Origin of the sequence: Nocardiopsis codii (assembly GCF_036327455.1) — a bacterium.
In the GTDB taxonomy this organism is placed as follows: Bacteria; Actinomycetota; Actinomycetes; order Streptosporangiales; family Streptosporangiaceae; genus Nocardiopsis; species Nocardiopsis codii.
In genome coordinates this window covers 14,200-30,775 of record NZ_JAUZMY010000001.1, presented here as the reverse complement: position 1 = coordinate 30,775, position 16,576 = coordinate 14,200, and the positions used below count along the sequence as shown (strand labels likewise).

At 71.1% G+C, this 16,576-nt stretch carries 15 protein-coding genes; 7 read left to right on the top strand and 8 right to left on the bottom strand.

What is annotated here, in order from left to right; all coding sequences use genetic code 11:
- Window positions 1–38: 38 nt before the first annotated feature.
- From Q8791_RS00125 to uraD, 4 genes are all read right to left on the bottom strand, one after another.
- Entirely contained in the window at window positions 39–1,544 is a 1,506-nt protein-coding gene (locus tag Q8791_RS00125) for a nucleobase:cation symporter-2 family protein (protein WP_330089464.1), read from the bottom strand.
- Window positions 1,545–1,758: 214 nt separating this feature from the next.
- Window positions 1,759–2,655 carry a factor-independent urate hydroxylase gene (pucL, locus tag Q8791_RS00120; protein WP_330089463.1) on the bottom strand — a complete coding sequence of 299 codons (897 nt, stop codon included), beginning with the start codon at window positions 2,653–2,655 and terminating at the stop codon, window positions 1,759–1,761.
- Between the two features lie 248 nt (window positions 2,656–2,903).
- A complete protein-coding gene (gene uraH, locus Q8791_RS00115; protein WP_330089462.1) occupies window positions 2,904–3,248 on the bottom strand; it encodes a hydroxyisourate hydrolase in 345 nt (114 codons plus the stop codon).
- Window positions 3,245–3,799, bottom strand: a complete 555-nt coding sequence (gene uraD / locus Q8791_RS00110) for a 2-oxo-4-hydroxy-4-carboxy-5-ureidoimidazoline decarboxylase (protein ID WP_330089461.1) — start codon at window positions 3,797–3,799, stop codon at window positions 3,245–3,247. Before uraD ends, uraH begins: the two co-directional genes overlap by 4 nt.
- Window positions 3,800–4,169: 370 nt before the next feature.
- Here uraD and Q8791_RS00105 point away from each other — a divergent pair, with 370 nt between their 5' ends.
- From Q8791_RS00105 to gcl, 3 genes are all read left to right on the top strand, one after another.
- Window positions 4,170–4,967 (top strand): hydroxypyruvate isomerase family protein, encoded by a 798-nt coding sequence (locus Q8791_RS00105; protein WP_330089460.1) that lies wholly within the window; start codon window positions 4,170–4,172, stop codon window positions 4,965–4,967.
- Between the two features lie 107 nt (window positions 4,968–5,074).
- Window positions 5,075–5,959 carry a 2-hydroxy-3-oxopropionate reductase gene (locus tag Q8791_RS00100; protein ID WP_330089459.1) on the top strand — a complete coding sequence of 295 codons (885 nt, stop codon included), beginning with the start codon at window positions 5,075–5,077 and terminating at the stop codon, window positions 5,957–5,959.
- Window positions 5,960–6,071: 112 nt separating this feature from the next.
- A complete protein-coding gene (gcl, locus tag Q8791_RS00095; RefSeq protein WP_330089458.1) occupies window positions 6,072–7,787 on the top strand; it encodes a glyoxylate carboligase in 1,716 nt (571 codons plus the stop codon).
- 52 nt (window positions 7,788–7,839) lie between these two features.
- Here the strand turns inward: gcl and Q8791_RS00090 are convergent, their stop codons facing one another.
- Window positions 7,840–9,102: a M14 family metallopeptidase gene (locus Q8791_RS00090; RefSeq protein WP_407941932.1), complete on the bottom strand. Its 1,263-nt coding sequence runs from the start codon at window positions 9,100–9,102 to the stop codon at window positions 7,840–7,842.
- A 676-nt stretch (window positions 9,103–9,778) separates the two neighbouring features.
- Between Q8791_RS00090 and leuA the strand changes: the two genes are divergently transcribed.
- Window positions 9,779–11,479 carry a 2-isopropylmalate synthase gene (gene leuA / locus Q8791_RS00085; protein ID WP_330089457.1) on the top strand — a complete coding sequence of 567 codons (1,701 nt, stop codon included), beginning with the start codon at window positions 9,779–9,781 and terminating at the stop codon, window positions 11,477–11,479.
- Window positions 11,480–11,605: 126 nt separating this feature from the next.
- Here the strand turns inward: leuA and Q8791_RS00080 are convergent, their stop codons facing one another.
- The 3 genes from Q8791_RS00080 to Q8791_RS00070 form a co-directional block, all read right to left on the bottom strand.
- Window positions 11,606–12,316: a DUF2625 family protein gene (locus Q8791_RS00080; RefSeq protein ID WP_330089456.1), complete on the bottom strand. Its 711-nt coding sequence runs from the start codon at window positions 12,314–12,316 to the stop codon at window positions 11,606–11,608.
- Window positions 12,317–12,364: 48 nt separating this feature from the next.
- A complete protein-coding gene (locus Q8791_RS00075; protein WP_330089455.1) occupies window positions 12,365–12,829 on the bottom strand; it encodes a GNAT family N-acetyltransferase in 465 nt (154 codons plus the stop codon).
- 165 nt (window positions 12,830–12,994) lie between these two features.
- Complete coding sequence (locus Q8791_RS00070) at window positions 12,995–13,831, bottom strand: CAP domain-containing protein (protein ID WP_330089454.1); 837 nt, start codon at window positions 13,829–13,831, stop codon at window positions 12,995–12,997.
- A gap of 336 nt (window positions 13,832–14,167) precedes the next feature.
- Here Q8791_RS00070 and recO point away from each other — a divergent pair, with 336 nt between their 5' ends.
- The 3 genes from recO to Q8791_RS00055 are packed head-to-tail and all read left to right on the top strand — an operon-like array spanning window position 14,168 to window position 16,511.
- Window positions 14,168–14,899 (top strand): DNA repair protein RecO, encoded by a 732-nt coding sequence (gene recO, locus Q8791_RS00065; protein ID WP_330089453.1) that lies wholly within the window; start codon window positions 14,168–14,170, stop codon window positions 14,897–14,899.
- Window positions 14,896–15,717, top strand: a complete 822-nt coding sequence (locus Q8791_RS00060; protein WP_330089452.1) for an isoprenyl transferase — start codon at window positions 14,896–14,898, stop codon at window positions 15,715–15,717. Before recO ends, Q8791_RS00060 begins: the two co-directional genes overlap by 4 nt.
- The gene (locus Q8791_RS00055) at window positions 15,717–16,511 is read left to right on the top strand and encodes an SGNH/GDSL hydrolase family protein (RefSeq protein WP_330089451.1); all 795 of its coding nucleotides are present in this window, start codon (window positions 15,717–15,719) and stop codon (window positions 16,509–16,511) included. The genes Q8791_RS00060 and Q8791_RS00055 overlap by 1 nt, the downstream gene beginning before the upstream one ends.
- The last annotated feature ends 65 nt before the right edge of the window (window positions 16,512–16,576 follow it).

Genomic DNA, 16,576 nt, shown 5'->3' with positions numbered 1-16,576 from the left:
GCTCACCCGGGGGCGGGGCCGGGGCCGGGTGCCGGGCCCTACACCCCCTTCGGCGCCTCGGGCTCGCCGTCGCGGTAGACCGCTCCGGCCTGGTCGGTGTACTTGGCCTCTCCGGGGCCTGCGCTGCCGATCTCGTCGTGGTCGATCCGTGCGGGGGCCTCCGTGGCCGGACCGCGGCCGATCACGTGGAAGCAGATGTTCAACAGGATCGCGACGACCGCGGCGCCGATGATCCCCGAGTGGGCGACCAGCTCCACCGACTCGGGCAGGTGGGTGTAGAAGGTCGGGTAGGCCAGGGGGATGACCGCCACCCCGACGGAGGCGGCCACCAGGACCAGGTTGAGGTTGTCGGTGAAGTCCACCTTGGCCAGGGTCTTGATCCCGCTGGCGGCCACGCTGCCGAACAGCACCAGCCCGGCCCCGCCCAGGACGGGGGTCGGGATGGCGGCCATGACGCCGCCGAGCACCGGGAACAGCCCCAGCGCGACGAGGATGACGGCGCCCGTGGCGACCACGTACCGGCTGCGCACCTTGGTCAGGGCCAGCAGGCCGATGTTCTGTGCGAACGAACTGGTGGGGGTCGCGCTGAAGATCGGTCCGATGAGCGATCCGCTGACATCGGCCCGCAGACCCGCCGAGATGCGCTTGGCGTTCACCTCGGACCCGGTGATCTCGCCGACGGCGATGATGTGCGAGGCGCCCTCGGTGAGGACCACGAGCATGATGACGCACATCGTGACGATCGCGGCGACCTCGAACCGGGGGGCGCCGAAGTAGAAGACGGAGGTGGGGTCGAAGACGATGTCGGCCTCGCCGACGCGGCTGAAGTCGGCCATGCCCAGGGGCAGCGAGACGAGGGTGCCCACGAGCAGGCCGATCAGGATGGACAGCCGCCCCCAGATGCCGGGCAGCACACGGGAGCCGAGCAGGATGACCGCCAGGGTGAGTCCGGCCAGGCCGAGGTGGGACAGCGGTGCCGCGGGGACGGCGGTCCCGTCCTCCAGGGTCCGGGTGGCGCCGTCGACGATCCAGCCCGCGGCCACCGGCATCAGGCTGACGCCGATGACGGTGATGATGGTGCCCGTCACGATCGGGGGGAAGAAGCGGATCAGCTGTCCGAAGAACGGCGTCAGGGCCAGGGCGAAGACCCCGGCCACGAGCGAGGCGCCGAAGGCGATGGGCAGGTTCTCCCCGTCCTGGCCCGCGGACAGCGCGGTGACGGCGCTCACGGGGATGAAGGAGCTGGCCACCACGATCGGCATCTGGGCGCCGAAGCGGCGGTGGCCCACGGACTGGATGAGGGTGGCGATGCCCGCCACCAGGAGTGCGCCGCTGACGAGGATCCCCATGGAGGCGGGGTCGTTCGCGAGTCCGGCGGCGCTGCCGATGACGAGTGCCGGTGCCACCGCACCGGCGTACATGGTCAGGATGTGCTGGAGCCCGTAGACGAACAGCAGCCGCGCGGGCAGCTTCTCGTCCTCGGGGCGGGCGGGGGGTGTGGCGTTCGTTGTGGCCGAGTCCTTCGCGGACGGACTGTTCGACATGGCCAGTTTCCAGCCTTTGCGCTTGGTGGCCGCCCCTGTGGGGGCGGGGATCTCGGGCGCGTGGCCCGGTGGTGCCACCGGTCGGGCTGTCCGTCTCCAGGTACGCCGGAACTCGGCGTGACCCGCAGGGGAGAGGGCCGGAGGGGCGGAGGGGACGCCCCGACCGGGGGTGGGGGCCGGGGCCCGGCCGCACAGACGGGCCCCGGCGCGGGGCCTACACGAAGCCGGGCACGGACTTCCAGGCGTTGCCGGGGGAGGGGGCGTCGTCGCGTTCGACGGTGGCCTCGATCTTCCCGTAGGGGCGGTCCGCGGCGAAGAACACCTCGTTGGGGTTGTCCAGCCCGAAGGGTGACAGGTCCACGAGGAAGTGGTGCTTGTTGGGCATGGAGAAGCGGATCTCCGCGATCTCCGGGTGTGCCTCCAGCACCGAGCGGCCCATCTCGTACAGCGACTGCTGGAGCGCCAGGCTGTGGGTGGTCGCGAACGCCTCCAGCATCAGCCCGCGCACCGACGCGTAGACGGCGTCGAAGTCGTGGTCCACGCCGATGTAGCGCCAGCGGGCGGTGACGTCGGTCGCCAGGATGCGGTCGGAGGTCTCCTGGAGGGTCGTGTACCCGGTCCTGGGGAAGCCGTGGAACTCCGACCCCGTGGACTTGAGGACGGTGAGGCCCTCCAGCCCGGACACCACCCACTCGCCGCCGTCGTCCTTGGTGACGACGGTGGTGCGGGTCTCGCCGCCGCGGCGGGAGAAGGCGTGGTCGTGCGGTCCGTCGGGGGTGGTGATGCGCTCCCAGGCGTACTCGTGGATCTCCTGCCGGGCGCCGTCCACGTAGTCGTGCTCCCCGACGAAGTGGCGGGCCAGGCGCAGGGCGAAGTCCTCGATGGCGCCGACGCCGCCCCATTCGCGGGCCTTGGCGTAGACGGTGTTCTTCTGGGTGTCGGTCGGCAGGCAGGTGGTGTTGTCGCCGAGTGTGTGGACCGTCTCCAGGTCGCCGCGCAGCTGTGAGGTGACGTTGACGTCCTTGATCTCGTGGACGTCGGTGTCGCGTCTGACGTGGACGAGGCGTACCTCGGCCTTGCCGTACTGGTTCTCTCCGAGTCTGATGCCCATCAGGGTGAACTCCAGGTTCGTGGATATCCGTCATCGTCGCGCCGGTGCGCAGTACGTACGAGGGAGGACCGCTGTGGTCATGCGGAAGGACCTGTCACGCACTCGAAGAAGCAGGTGTCACACCTTGGCCGGCTGAGGGTCCGTGTCGCCCGCTCCTCTCCGCGGTCGGTGGTCGCGCCCGGAGGGCGCTGCCGGGGGCCCGCCGCACGGGCGGGAGGGGTGGGCGTCCGCGGCCGGGCGCCTTCTCACTAGGAGCCCCGGTAGGTGGAGTAGGAGTAGGGGCTCAGGAGCAGGGGCACGTGGTAGTGGTCCTGCTCCTCGGTGAGGTCGAAGGCGACGGTGACCTCGGGGAAGAACCCCGTCCGGCCGTCGGCCGCGAAGTAGGCGGCGGTGTCGAAGACGAGCCGGTAGGTCCCGGTGGCGAGACGGTCGGGCCCGAGGTCCGGGACGCGTCCGTCGTCGTCGGTGCGGCCCTCGGCGAGGGTCTTCCAGGACGCCCGGCGCCCGTCGGCGGCGCTCTCCAGCCGTACGGGGACGCCGCGGGCGGGAGCGCCCAGCGCGGTGTCCAGGATGTGGGTGGTCACGTGGCTCATGGGTTCTCCAGGAGTTTGGCCAGGCGGAGCCCGGCGATCCGGCGGAGCTCGTCCGCGACGACGCCGAGTTCGGTGGCCGCGTCGTTGTCGAGCCGGGCGACCAGGTCGGCGAGGAGCTCGCGGCTGGAGCGTCCGCTGGCGCAGACGAGGTAGATCTGCCCGAACCTGTCCTCGTACTCGCGCTGGGCGTGGACGAAGATCCGCTGGACGCGTGCCGACGCGTCGTCGGTGTCCGCGGCGAACGCGGACTGCTCTCCCCGCGACCACCGTGCCTCCGTGTCCGCACCCTCCGCCTTCTCACCGATGCGGGGGTGGCGGGCCAGCGCGGTGGCGACCTCCTCCGGGGTGATGGAGCGCGCGTGGTCGTCCGCGCTCCCGAGCAGGTCGTCCCTGTCCCGGAAGGGCGCCCGGGCCGCGAGGGCCGCGACCCAGCGGTCCACGTTCAGGCACTGGGCGAGCCGTGCGCGCAGCTCCTCTCCCGCCAGGGCGTTCAGGCGCTCCAGGCCGGGATCGGTACCGCGCCCCGGCTCCTCCGGTGTGGTCTCGGGCATGTGCTCTCCCGTGGCTCGACCGGCCGGCGACGGGGGCGGTCGCTGAACCGGTCGAGAATTTTCGTAGTGCAGACGGCTAATTCCGTATTGCGGATTGGAGGGACTCTAGTTGATGGCGGTGTGACCTTGTCAACACTCAAAAGGCTCAAACGGTGAAAGTCGCCAGAATCTGTACGCCCGCACAAAGAACACTCGAACCGCCCGCCACCTCTGGGGCTTATGGGCCTTGTGAGGCTTATGTGGTTTCTCTGTGACGGATAGTGCCCACTGGAGGCGGTTGACAAGCCAGGGTGACCGGCCGCACACTCATGACATTCCTCAAAACGAAAACTACTTTCCACAATGTGGAAGTAGATGGTGGAGGCACTGCATGAGCCACACACTCCGGTACACGGTGAACTGCTCCCTGCTGTTCACCGAGCTGCCGCTCCACGAACGCCCCCGGGCGGCCCGCGACGCCGGCTTCGACGCCGTCGAGTTCTGGTGGCCCTTCGAGAGCCCGACCCCGCCCCAGGACGAGATCGACGCCTTCGTCGCCTCCCTCGACAGGGCCGGCGTGCACCTCACCGGCCTCAACTTCTTCGCCGGCGTACTCCCCGGGCCCGACCGGGGCGTGCTCTCGCACCCCGCCAGGGTCGAGGAGTTCCGCGCCAACGTCGACGTCGTCACCCGCATCGCCGAGCGCACCGGCACCACCGGTTTCAACGCCCTCCACGGGCTGCGCCTCCCCGGTGCGGACCCCGCCGAACAGGACCGCGTCGCCCTGGAGAACACCCTCGCGGCGGCCGAGGCCGTGGCCCGCGTCGGAGGCACCGTGCTCGTCGAGCCCATCAGCGGATCCGAGGACTACCCGCTCACCACCGCGGCCGAGGGCCTCGCGTTCGTCGCCGGGGCCAGGGAGGCCGGGGCGGCCAACGTCGCCCTCCTCGCGGACCTCTACCACCTCGTGGTCAACCGGGACGACGTCTTCGCCGTGGTCCGCGACCACGGCGCGGAGTTCGGCCACGTCCAGATCGCCGACTCGCCGGGCCGCGGCGAGCCCGGCACCGGCCGCCTGCCGTTCGACGACCTCTTCCGGGCGCTCCGGGACAGCGGCTACGACGGGCTCGTCGGCCTGGAGTACAAGCCGACCGTCCCCAGCGCCAAGAGCTTCGACTGGCTGGCCTGATCCGCCCGCCGCACCGTCCGAACGCACAGCCACCGAACACACAGCCACCGAACACACAGCCACCGAGCGCACAGCCACCGCACGACCCAGCCACGAAAGGGACAGCGATGCCCGACACCGAGATCGCCTTCATCGGCCTGGGGATCATGGGCCTGCCCATGGCCGTCAACCTGGTCCGGGCCGGATACACCGTCACCGGCCACAACCTCACCCCCGACCGCGTCGACGCACTCGTCTCCGAGGGCGGCCTGCGCGGCGGCGGCGTCGCCGGAGCCGTCTCCGGCGCCGACGTCGTCATCACCATGGTTCCCGACTCCCCGGACGTGGAGGAGCTCCTGCTCGGCCCGGGGGGCGTGTACGAGAACGCCAAGCCCGGCACCCTGGTCATCGACATGAGCACCATCCGCCCGGACGTCTCCCGCGCCGTCGCCGCGGCCGGAGCCGAACGCGGACTCCGCGTCCTGGACGCGCCCGTGAGCGGAGGCGAGGCCGGTGCCGTCGAGGCCAAGCTGTCCATCATGGTCGGCGGGGCGCAGGCCGACTTCGAGGCAGCCCGCCCCCTCTTCGACGTCCTGGGGACCACCCCCGTCCTGGTCGGGCCGAGCGGCGCCGGACAGACGGTGAAGGCCGCCAACCAGCTCATCGTCGCGGGCAACATCCAGCTCCTCGCGGAGGCCCTGGTCTTCCTCGAGGCCCACGGCGTCGACACCGAGTCGGGCCTGGAGGTCCTCGGCGGCGGACTCGCCGGCAGCACGGTGCTCCAGCGCAAGGGCAGGGCCATGCGCGAGCGCGACTTCACCCCGGGGTTCCGCATCGCCCTGCACGACAAGGACATGCGCATAGTCACCGACTCCGCGCGCGCCGCGGGGGTCGCCATCCCGCTCGGCGCCCAGGTGGCACAGTCCGTCGCCGCGCTCAGGAACCAGGGGCACGGCGGGCTCGACCACTCCGCGCTCCTGATGATCGTCCAGCAGCTCTCCGGCCGCTCCTAGCGCGACGGCCCCCGGAAGGCCTCCGTCCGCCGTCCCCCGTGTTGGCCGCACCCGGGACACCGCGGCGGAACCGACCACCCCAGCACCCCTAGCACTGAAGGGTTCACCCGTCATGGCACAGATGCCCGTGATGAACGCCGTCGTGGAGGTCCTCAAGGACGAGGGCGTCGACACCGCCTTCGGCTGCCCCGGCGCCGCGATCCTCCCGCTCTACAAGGCGATGGAGGAGGTGGGCGGGATCGAGCACCTCACCGTCCGCCACGAGGAGGGCGCCACCCACATGGCCGACGGCTGGTCGCGGACCACCGGCAGGGTCGGTGTGGCCATCGGCACCTCCGGTCCCGCCGGCACCAACATGATCACCGGCCTGTACACGGCCATCGCGGACTCCGTCCCGATCGTGTGCATCACCGGCCAGCAGCGCACGGACCTCCTGGACAAGGAGGGCTTCCAGGCGGTCGACATCGTCGAGATCGCCAAGCCCGTCACCAAGTGGGCCGTCCAGATCAAGGAGGCCGCCACCGCCCCGTGGATCTTCCGCGAGGCGTTCCGGATCGCGAGGGAGGGCCGCCCCGGGCCCGTCCTGATCGACATCCCGGTGGACGTCGCGCAGAAGCTGATCGACTACGACCCCGCCATCGACGCCCCGCTGAAGGTCAACACGGTCGAGCCCCACCTGCCCCGCGTGGAGCGCGCGCTGGACCTGCTGCTGGCGGCCGAGCGCCCGCTGATCCTCGCCGGGGGCGGAGTGATCCTGGCCGAGGCCTCCGCGGACCTGCGCGAACTCGCCGAGTACCTGCGGGTGCCCGTGCAGGTCACCCTCATGGGCAAGGGCTCGTTCGACGAGGACTCGCCCCTGTACTCCGGTATGACCGGTGTGCAGACCTCCCAGCGCTACGGCAACGCCTCCTTCCTGGAGTCGGACCTGGTCCTGGCGGTGGGCGCGCGGTTCGCCGACCGCCACACGGGCCGGATCGACGTCTACCGGGGCGAGCGGAAGTTCGTCCACGTGGACATCGAGGCGACCCAGATCGGACGGGTCTTCGAGCCCGACCTGGGCGTTGTCTCCGACGCGCGGCTGTTCCTCCGCGAGCTGCTGGCCGCGGCCAGGCGCCGGGACGCCAGGGCCGAGGTCGGCCCGTGGATCGACCGGGTCGGCGAGCTCAAGAGCACCCTGACGCGCCGCGAGGACTTCGACACCGTCCCGGTCAAGGCGCCGCGCGTCTACAAGGAGATCAACGAGGTCTTCGACGAGGACACCTACTTCGTCACCGCGATCGGCCTCTACCAGATCTGGGGAGGCCAGCACCAGAAGGCGTACAAGCCCCGGCACTACCAGATCTGCGGCCAGGCCGGCCCGCTCGGCTGGGAGATCCCCGCGGCCATCGGCGTCAAGAAGGCGCTGGCGGCCACCGAGCCCGACGCCGAGGTCGTCGGCATCGTCGGCGACTACGGCTTCCAGTACATGGTCGAGGAACTGGCCGTCGCGGCCCAGTACGACGTCCCCTACGTCATCATCATGCTGAACAACGAGTACCTGGGCCTGATCCGACAGGCGTCCATCCCGTTCGACATGAACTACCAGGTGGACGTCCACTACGACGAGTACGGCACCGACAACGTCAAGCTCATGGAGGCGTACGGCTGCTCCGGACGCCGGGTCCTGGAACCCGGGGAGATCCGCGAGGCCCTGGAGTGGGCCCGCAAGGAGGCCCGGTCCACCTCGCGGCCGGTGCTCGTCGAGATCATGATCGAGCGCGAGGCGAACACGCCGCACGGCCCCGCGATCGACGCGGTGAAGGAGTTCGAGCCGGTCCCGGGCGCCTGACGGGCGGGGGCCCCGGGGGAGAACCCCCCGGGGCCCGGCCGCGTCCGTCGGATCAGCCGCAGTACGCGGCCTCCTCGCCGATGATCCGGTACGGGCAGTCCGCGTAGTCGAGCAGGCGCAGCACGGCCTCCTCGTTGCGGGCGGTCTCCCGTTCGATCACCGAGGAGGGCGGGTAGAAGCCGCCGTCCGCCGCGCTGCGCGGATACATCTCGTACGTGAAGTTGACGATCCGCTGGTCGCCCCACAGCCAGTCGTTGATCGACCCGTCGGTGACGTACAGGTCGCTGGACTGCTGGGGGGTGTAGCCGTTCGCCTCGGCCATGTGCTCGCCGAGCGCCTCGTGGGTGTCGTACTCCGCCTGGGACATGCCGTCCGTGACGTCGTCGTAGGTGTGGCCGAAGGGCCAGAGGATGAGCTCGCTGTAGGTGTGGAAGTCGATGGCGGTGGTGATCTGCTGCTCGCCGCCGACCACCCGGCCGCGCACGAAGTCGGCGACGACCCGGACCTCGGGTGCGGACTCGGGCGCCGGGCCCCGGTAGGTGATGCTGCTCGGGCTGCCCGAGGAGCCCCCGCAGCAGCCCCACTCGTAGGCCCAGTTGCGGTTGAGGTCGGTGCCCAGGGCGGCGGAGCCCTCATTGGGCTGGCGGTTCTTGCGCCAGTCCCTCCAGGTGCTGCCCGCCATGTCGTACTCGCTGCCGTCCGGGTTGACGTTGGGCAGGATCCAGATCTCGCGGCCGTCGACCAGGTCGGTGACCCGAGGGTCGCTGCCGTACCCGTCCGTGAGCAGCCGCATCAGGTGGACCGCCATCTCGACGGTCAGGTGTTCGCGCGCGTGCTGGGCGTGGACGAACAGCACCTCGGGCTGGTCCTCGTCCACCCCCACGTTGTCGCTGATCTTGACCGCGACCAGGTCGCGCCCCTCGTGCGACTGTCCGATGACGGACTTCGCCGCGATGTCGGGGTGTGCTGCCACGACCTCGTCGACGACGCCGACCAGTTCCGCGTAGGAGGTGTAGCCCGGGTCGGGGTCGGCGAGGGGGACGGGGGAGTCGAACTCCTCGACGTCGTAGCCGAGAGCGCTGATCGCCTCGACGTCGTCGGGGGTGGCGGTGACCAGGAGCGTGTCCTCGCCCACGTGGTCGAGCGCGGCGCCGGTGGCGGCGATCTCCGAGCGGTCCTGCGCGGTGACCGCGCCGCGGACCTCGTAGAGGTCGTGGGCGGGTTCGGCGGTGGCGCCGCTCGTGCCCAGGACACTGAGGAAGAGCGCGCCGACGGCCGCGGTGACGAGGGTTCTTCTGACGGGGGTGATTCCCACGATGCCTCCGGAGAGCGGGGGTGAGGCTGCGGATACGTGGCGTCATTGCAGAAGAGGGCGACACATGCTGTCAATGCGACTCACTTTCCGTCACCGGCGTGGCGGCGTGCCTTGTTTGCCCCCTCGGGCAGGTGAAGCCCGCTTCCCCCTCACAGGGGGCGGGGCTCCCCGTGGCCGGATGTGGCCACGGCACCGGCCGTGGCGGGGCGTGCGGGCACGAGAAATCCCGCCGACGGTACCGGTCTCACCACCACCGCGGCTTACGCGTACTCGGCGCGGTCGGTGGCGGCCTCGGGTGTTGGCCGCACCCTGGGTCCCGTCGGCGGGACTCGAACAACCCCCCTAGCACTGAAGGGTTCACAGGAAATGGTACAGACCTCTGCGCGATATCTCGAAGTCGAGGTACACGTAGTGGGCGCCCGGACCGCCCCTCCGTCGGCATCCCATTCCCGTTCGGTGCATCGTCGCAGGTGGGTGACTCGCATCCCATCATCCGGACGCGGGGTACCGGGAAACTCGGGCCGTCTGCTAGCGTGATCATCGTTATGCTGCGCGTGCTGCTCCTCCTTAGCGGCCGCGGCGGGGGTCGTTAGACGGTCGGCTCCCTCGCCGCGGGACTTCGGCTTGCTCCTGGTCGACCAGACCACACGCCTGAACCACCCGAGGAGACACCGCGATGGTGCCGCAGCAGAAGACCAGCCCCATGCCCTTCCACCGTTACGAGCCCTTCGCTCCGGTGGACCTGCCGGACCGCACCTGGCCGTCGAAGACCATCGACACCGCGCCCCGCTGGCTCTCCACCGACCTGCGTGACGGCAACCAGGCGCTGATCGAGCCCATGGACCCCGCGCGCAAGCACGAGATGTTCCGGCTGCTGGTCCAGATGGGCTACAAGGAGATCGAGGTCGGCTTCCCCTCCGCGAGCCAGACCGACTTCGACTTCGTCCGGTCCCTGATCGAGGACGGGCTGATCCCCGACGACGTACAGATCTCGGTGCTGACCCAGGCCCGCGAGGACCTGATCGAGCGCACCGTCCAGAGCCTGGTCGGCGCCAAGCGCGCCACCGTGCACCTGTACAACGCCACCGCCCCGACCTTCCGCCGCGTCGTCTTCCGCGTCGACCGCGAGGCCTGCAAGAACATCGCCGTCGAGGGCACCCGGCACGTCATGCGCTTCGCCGAGCAGTACCTGGGCGAGACCGAGTACTTCGGCTACGAGTACTCGCCCGAGATCTTCATCGACACCGAGCCGGACTTCGCCCTGGAGGTCTGCGAGGCCGTCATGGACGTGTGGAACCCCGGGCCGGGCCGCGAGATCATCCTGAACCTGCCCGCCACCGTCGAGCGCTCCACCCCCAACGTCTACGCCGACCAGATCGAGTGGATGAGCCGCAGCCTGTCGCGCCGCGAGCACGTCGTCCTGTCCGTGCACCCGCACAACGACCGGGGCACCGGCGTCGCCTCCGCCGAGCTGGCGGTCATGGCCGGAGCCGACCGGGTCGAGGGCTGCCTGTTCGGGCACGGCGAGCGCACCGGCAACGTCTGCCTGGTCACCCTGGGCATGAACCTGTTCAGCCAGGGCGTCGACCCCCAGATCGACTTCTCCGACATCGACGAGATCCGCCGCACCGTCGAGCACTGCACCCAGCTGCCGGTCGCCCCCCGCCACCCCTACGGCGGCGACCTGGTCTACACCGCCTTCTCCGGCTCCCACCAGGACGCCATCAAGAAGGGCTTCACCGCGCAGGAGGCCGCCGCCGAGGCCGCCGGGACCCCGGTGGACGAGCACACCTGGGACGTGCCCTACCTGCCCATCGACCCCAAGGACGTCGGCCGCAACTACGAGGCGGTCATCCGCGTCAACAGCCAGTCCGGCAAGGGCGGCGTCTCCTACATCATGCAGCGGGACCACTCGCTGGACCTGCCGCGCCGCCTGCAGATCGAGTTCTCGCAGGTCATCCAGAAGTTCACCGACGCCGAGGGCGGCGAGTTCGTCGGAGACCGCATCTGGGAGATCTTCTCCTCGACCTACCTGGCCGACCAGGGCCCGGTCGCGGTCCTGGCCCACCGCTCCTCCACCGACGGTGACGGCACCTACCGGATCGACGCCGACGCCCGCGTCAACGGTGAGATCCGCGAGCTGTCGGGTACCGGCAACGGCCCCATCTCCGCGTTCTGCGACGCCCTGGCCGGCGTGGACGTCAAGGTCCGCGTCATGGACTACGTGGAGCACTCCATGGGCGAGGACGGCGACGCCCGCGCCGCCGCCTACGTGGAGGCCGAGATCGAGGGCCGGGTCGTGTGGGGCGTCGGCATCCACAGCAGCATCACCACGGCCTCGCTGAAGGCCCTGTGCAGCGCCATCGCCCGCGTCTGAGGCGCGTGGACGCCCGCCACGGGTGAGTCCGGGGTCCGGGGCGGCGCGGTGGCGCGCGCTCCGGGCCCCGGCCCGTTCCCGCCCGCGTGCTCCGGGCCCCGCGACCGCGGGGCCCGGAGCCGTGTGTCAGAGAAGTCCGAAAGGACCGGGGTCGGGCAGGCCCAGGGTGGCGCAGAACTCCCGGTTCGACCCGGTCAGCTCGCTCAGCGGAACCGCCCTGCGGGAGGTCGAGGCCGGGGCGGCCGTGTGCTCCGCGGTCCACAGGAAGGGGTGGACGGCGAGCCCCAGGGCCAGGTCCAGACCCTCCACCTCCTCGCGCCAGCCGGGCCAGCGCAATCCCTCGTAGAAGCCCGCCAGGTTGCCCGCCAGCATCCACAGCAGCCACGAGGAGTACGTGGTGTCCATCGGCTCCCACTCCAGGGAGTCCGGGGCGAAGTACACCATCTCCCCGGGTCTGCCCGGGTGCTCCGCACCCTCGGAGCCCGGACCGTTCAGGGCGAACACCCCGCCCAGCACGTCGTGCCCGACGACCAGCCGCAGCGGCGGTCCGAACACCACGGCCGCGCTCAGGTCGTTGACCTCGCCGAGCCCCGGCAGGTCGGGGCCGCCCCCGCCGTGCACGCGCAGCCAACCGCCGTCGAGCACCAGCCCGCCGCACTCCAGGGCCATCGCGCCCAGGAAGGACCGGGCGGTCACCTGGAGCCGGTGCAGGCAGGTCCGGCCCGCCACCGGGTCGACCGGCAGCACACGCACCGGGGTCGGACTCGCGGCCAGGTGCTCGGACAGGACGGGCCAGGCGGGATCCTCGACCTCGACCAGCTCACTCAGTTCACGCATCGGGGGACCCTCCGTCACACCGCGGGGTAGGCGCGGCGACGGACCAGGTTACAGGGAGGCTCCGACGGGCCCGGCGGGGACGTGCTTGCGGAACCCGTCGGCGCAGGACACGAAGCCGCACGAGCGGTAGAACGCGTGCACGTAGGCGTCGTCGGCGGCCAGCAGCTGCATCCTGTGGCAGCGGGCCTCGACCGCGAGCAGTTCCGCCGACCGCATCAGGGACCGACCCGCCCCCGAGCGCCGGTGCGGCTCCGCGACCAGGAGGTTCTCCACGAACATCACCGGACGCCCGTCCCGGCCCGGGCCGGGTACCACCAGGCAGTCCACCGTCCCGGCGACGAGCCCGCCGCGCTCGTGGACCAGCAGGGTCCGCCCGGGATCCCCGGTGATCTCCGCCCAGATCCGCGCGGCCGAAGCCGCCGCGAGGGGCCGGTCCTCCGGGGCGAGTTCACCGAGCAGGGACAGGACGGCGTCGAGGTCGTCGGAGGTCGCGGGTCGCGTGACAGGGGGCACCCCGCCAGCGTAGAACGCGGAAAAGCGCCGACGGTAGGGGTTTCGCGACGGGACCGTTCCGGGCAGCGTGTACGACGGCGTCGTCCGGCGGACCCGGCGGCGGATCCGGACACAAGGCGGCGGGCCGCGCTCCGGAGCGGGGCCCGCCGCCTTGTCGGGGGAGAGCTACTCCCAGCCGAACTTCTGGGTCCAGGCGTCGCCGGACTCGCCGACGCCGATCGCGACCAGCCCGCAGTTGAGGATGTTGTCGCGGTGGCCCTGGCTGTTCATCCAGGCGTCCATGACCTGCGCGGCGCTCGTCTGCCCCTTGGCGACGTTCTCCGCGCCCCACGCGTCGTAGCCGTGGCGGTCGGCCCGGTCGGCCGGTCCCTCGCCCTCGGGGGACTCGTGGCTCATGTAGTCGCGCCGGTCCATGTCCTCGCTGTGCTCCTGGGCGGCGGCGGTGAGCTGTGGGTCCACCTTCAGCGGGCTGCACCCGGCGGACGCGCGCTCACTGTTGACCAGGCTCACGACCTGGTCGGTCACCCCTCCACCGGAGGAGGAGCCGGAGCCGCCGCGGTCTCCGCCGCCGTCGTCTCCGCTGCCACCACCACCGCCTCCGCCGCCGGACGAGGTCTCGTCCTCCTCGGCGTCCTCGGGGACGGAGGAGGCCGTCACGTCCGCGCTCCGGGGATCGCCCGCGCCGGACGGCGTCGGCCGGTCCTGCGGTGACGCGCTGGGCGCGGCGAAGAAGTCGTCGTCCACGGAGGCCTCGGGCACGAGGGAGTCGTCGGCGACGGCGTCACCGATCTCCCCCGGCGCCTGGGAGCCGTCCGCGGTGTTCCGGAACGGGTTCAGGTGCTCGCCCGCCCCGGTGACCAGCAGTGCGCCGGCCAGGGTCAGGCCGACCGGAACCGCTGCCAGCGTCACCACGAGGGGTACGGGGCGGCGGCGCCGCCCGTCGTTCTGTGAGCGGTGCTCGCGAGCGCTCGAACGGCGCTTGCCTCGGCGACCACGCGCCATATCGCTCTCCTCCGTGATGGGAATTCGGACGGACACTTCCGCAGGTTCGGGTCCGCGTCGCGGCTTGGGGTCGTCCTGCCCGCAGCCGGTTCTGCCCGTGCCCACGGGCACGTGAGTTCTGCGTGAACCCTGTCGGGGGCCGCGCGCGAGCGCGCGGGGCGTTCCGAAAGCCGCGGGTGAGGGGGCGGCGGGTCCGATGCGGAGTGCCCTAGCGCGTGACAGTAGAGCAAAGTGAGCAAAAAGGGAATCCAAAACGTAATAAAGCAGGTCAAGTCACGGTCGGTACGGGCAGGGTGGGCCGCATGGGTGGTCGGTGGCATCCGCGACAATGGGGGAGTGAGTCTCTACCGCGACGAGGGCGTCGTCCTGCGCAACCAGAAACTGGGCGAGGCCGACCGCATCGTCACCCTCCTGACCCGGCGCACCGGTCTGGTCCGCGCCGTCGGCAAGGGGGTCCGTCGCACCAAGTCCCGCTTCGGCGCCCGCCTGGAACCCTGCACCCACGTCGACCTGCAACTGCACACGGGCCGCACCCTGGACGTCATCACCCAGGCCGAGACCGTGCGCTCCTACGGCGAGGCGGTCGTGTCCGACTACGCCCGCTACACCGCCGCCACCGCGATGCTGGAGACCGCGGAGAAGGTCGTCTCCGTGGAGAAGGACCCGGCGCTGCGCCAGTTCCTTCTGCTCATCGGCGCACTGCGTACCCTGGGTGAGGGCAGCCACGACTCCCGGCTGGTCCTGGACGCGTACCTGCTCCGCTCGCTCGCCGTCGCCGGGTACGCTCCGGCCCTCGGCGAGTGCGCCCGCTGCGGCAGCCGGGGGGAGCAGCGCGCCTTCGCGGTCCACGCCGGCGGTATGGTCTGCTCGGTGTGCCGTCCCCACGGTTCCGTGCACCCGTCCCCCGACACGCTCCGGCTGATGTCGGCCCTGCTCGGAGGGGACTGGGAGAGCGCGGACGCCAGCGAGGGCAGGCACCGCTCCGAGTGCAGCGGGTTGGTCGCGGCCTACCTGCAGTGGCACCTGGAAAACGGAATCCGATCACTGCGCCATGTGGAGCGTTCTTGAGTCTGTTCAACTTCGACACCGGTAAACGCCGGGAGTACGCCGCGCCCGTCCCGCACCCCAGCGGAGCGCGGCCCCCCGAGCTGCCCGCCGCCCTCGTGCCCCGGCACGTGGCCGTCGTCATGGACGGCAACGGCCGCTGGGCCAAGGAACGCGGACTGCCGCGCACGGAGGGGCACAAGGCGGGGGAGTCCTCCCTCTTCGACGTGATCGAGGGCGCCCTGGAGATGGGCGTCTCCCACCTGTCCGCCTACGCCTTCTCCACCGAGAACTGGAAGCGGTCGCCCGACGAGGTCCGCTTCCTGCTGGGATTCAACCGCGACACCATCCGCAACCGGCGCGACGAGCTGCACGCGCGCGGGGTCCGGGTCAAGTGGGCGGGGCGCGCCGGACGGCTCTGGAAGAGCGTCATCAGCGAGCTCCGCGACGCGGAGGAGATGACCAAGGACAACACCGGGCTCACCCTCCAGTTCTGTGTGAACTACGGCGGACAGGCGGAGATCGTCGACGCGGCCCGGGCGATGGCCCGCGAGGCCGCACAGGGGCGGCTCTCACCGGACAAGATCACCGAGGACACCCTCGCCAAGTACCTCTACGCCCCGGACGTCCCCCCCGTCGACCTCTTCGTGCGCTCCTCCGGGGAGCAGCGGCTGTCCAACTTCCTCCTCTGGCAGTCCGCCTACGCCGAGTTCGTGTTCCTGGACACGCTCTGGCCCGACTTCGACCGCCGCGACCTGTGGCGGGCCTGTGAGATCTATGCGAGCAGGGACCGCCGCTACGGCGGAGCCCTGCCCAACGCGGTGGCTGGGGAGGAGAAGTGATGGCGGAATCCGACGGACCCCTGATCAGGCAGGGCATGTCGCTCGTCTCGGTGGGGGACAGCTTCACCGAGGGGGTGGGGGACCCGTACCCGGACGGAGGGTCGTTCCGCGGCTGGGCCGACCGGCTGGCCGAACACCTCGCCGACCACGTGGGCGAGATCGGGTACGCGAACCTCGCGGTGCGCGGCAAGCTGATGCGCCAGATCGTCACCGACCAGGTCCCGCCCGTCCTGGAGATGGCACCGGACCTGGTGACGCTCAGCGCCGGCGGCAACGACCTGCTGCGCCCCGGCGGAGACCCCGAGCGGATGGCCCGCATCCTGGACCACACGGTGGGCCGCCTGCGCGCGGCCGGGAGCCAGGTCGTGCTGTTCACGGGGGTGAACATCGGCACCGGCTACATGCGCGGCACCATCGGCCTGTTCGCCCGCTACTACATGAACGTGCGCGCGATCGCCGACAAGTACGGCTGCTTCCTGGTCGACCAGTGGTCGATGGACGTGCTCACCGACTCCCGCGCGTGGGACGAGGACCGGCTGCACATGTCCTCGGAGGGCCACCGCCGCCTCGCGCTGCGCGTGGCCGGGGTGCTGGACGTGCCGGTCGCCGAGCGCTGGGACGAGCCGTGGCCCGAGCAGGAGCAGGTGCCCTGGAGCCGGGCCCGACGCGACGACCTGGCCTGGGTGAAGGACTCGCTCGGGCCGTGGATCGGACGCCGCCTGACCGGGCGCTCGTCCGGGGACGCGCTCACGGCCAAGCGCCCGGAGCTGACCCCGGTCACGAAGGACCGCTGACCCGCGGGCCCCGTCACCGCCCCTCCCGTGGTGTGACCTCCCACCCAAAACGTGCGCGAACGGCA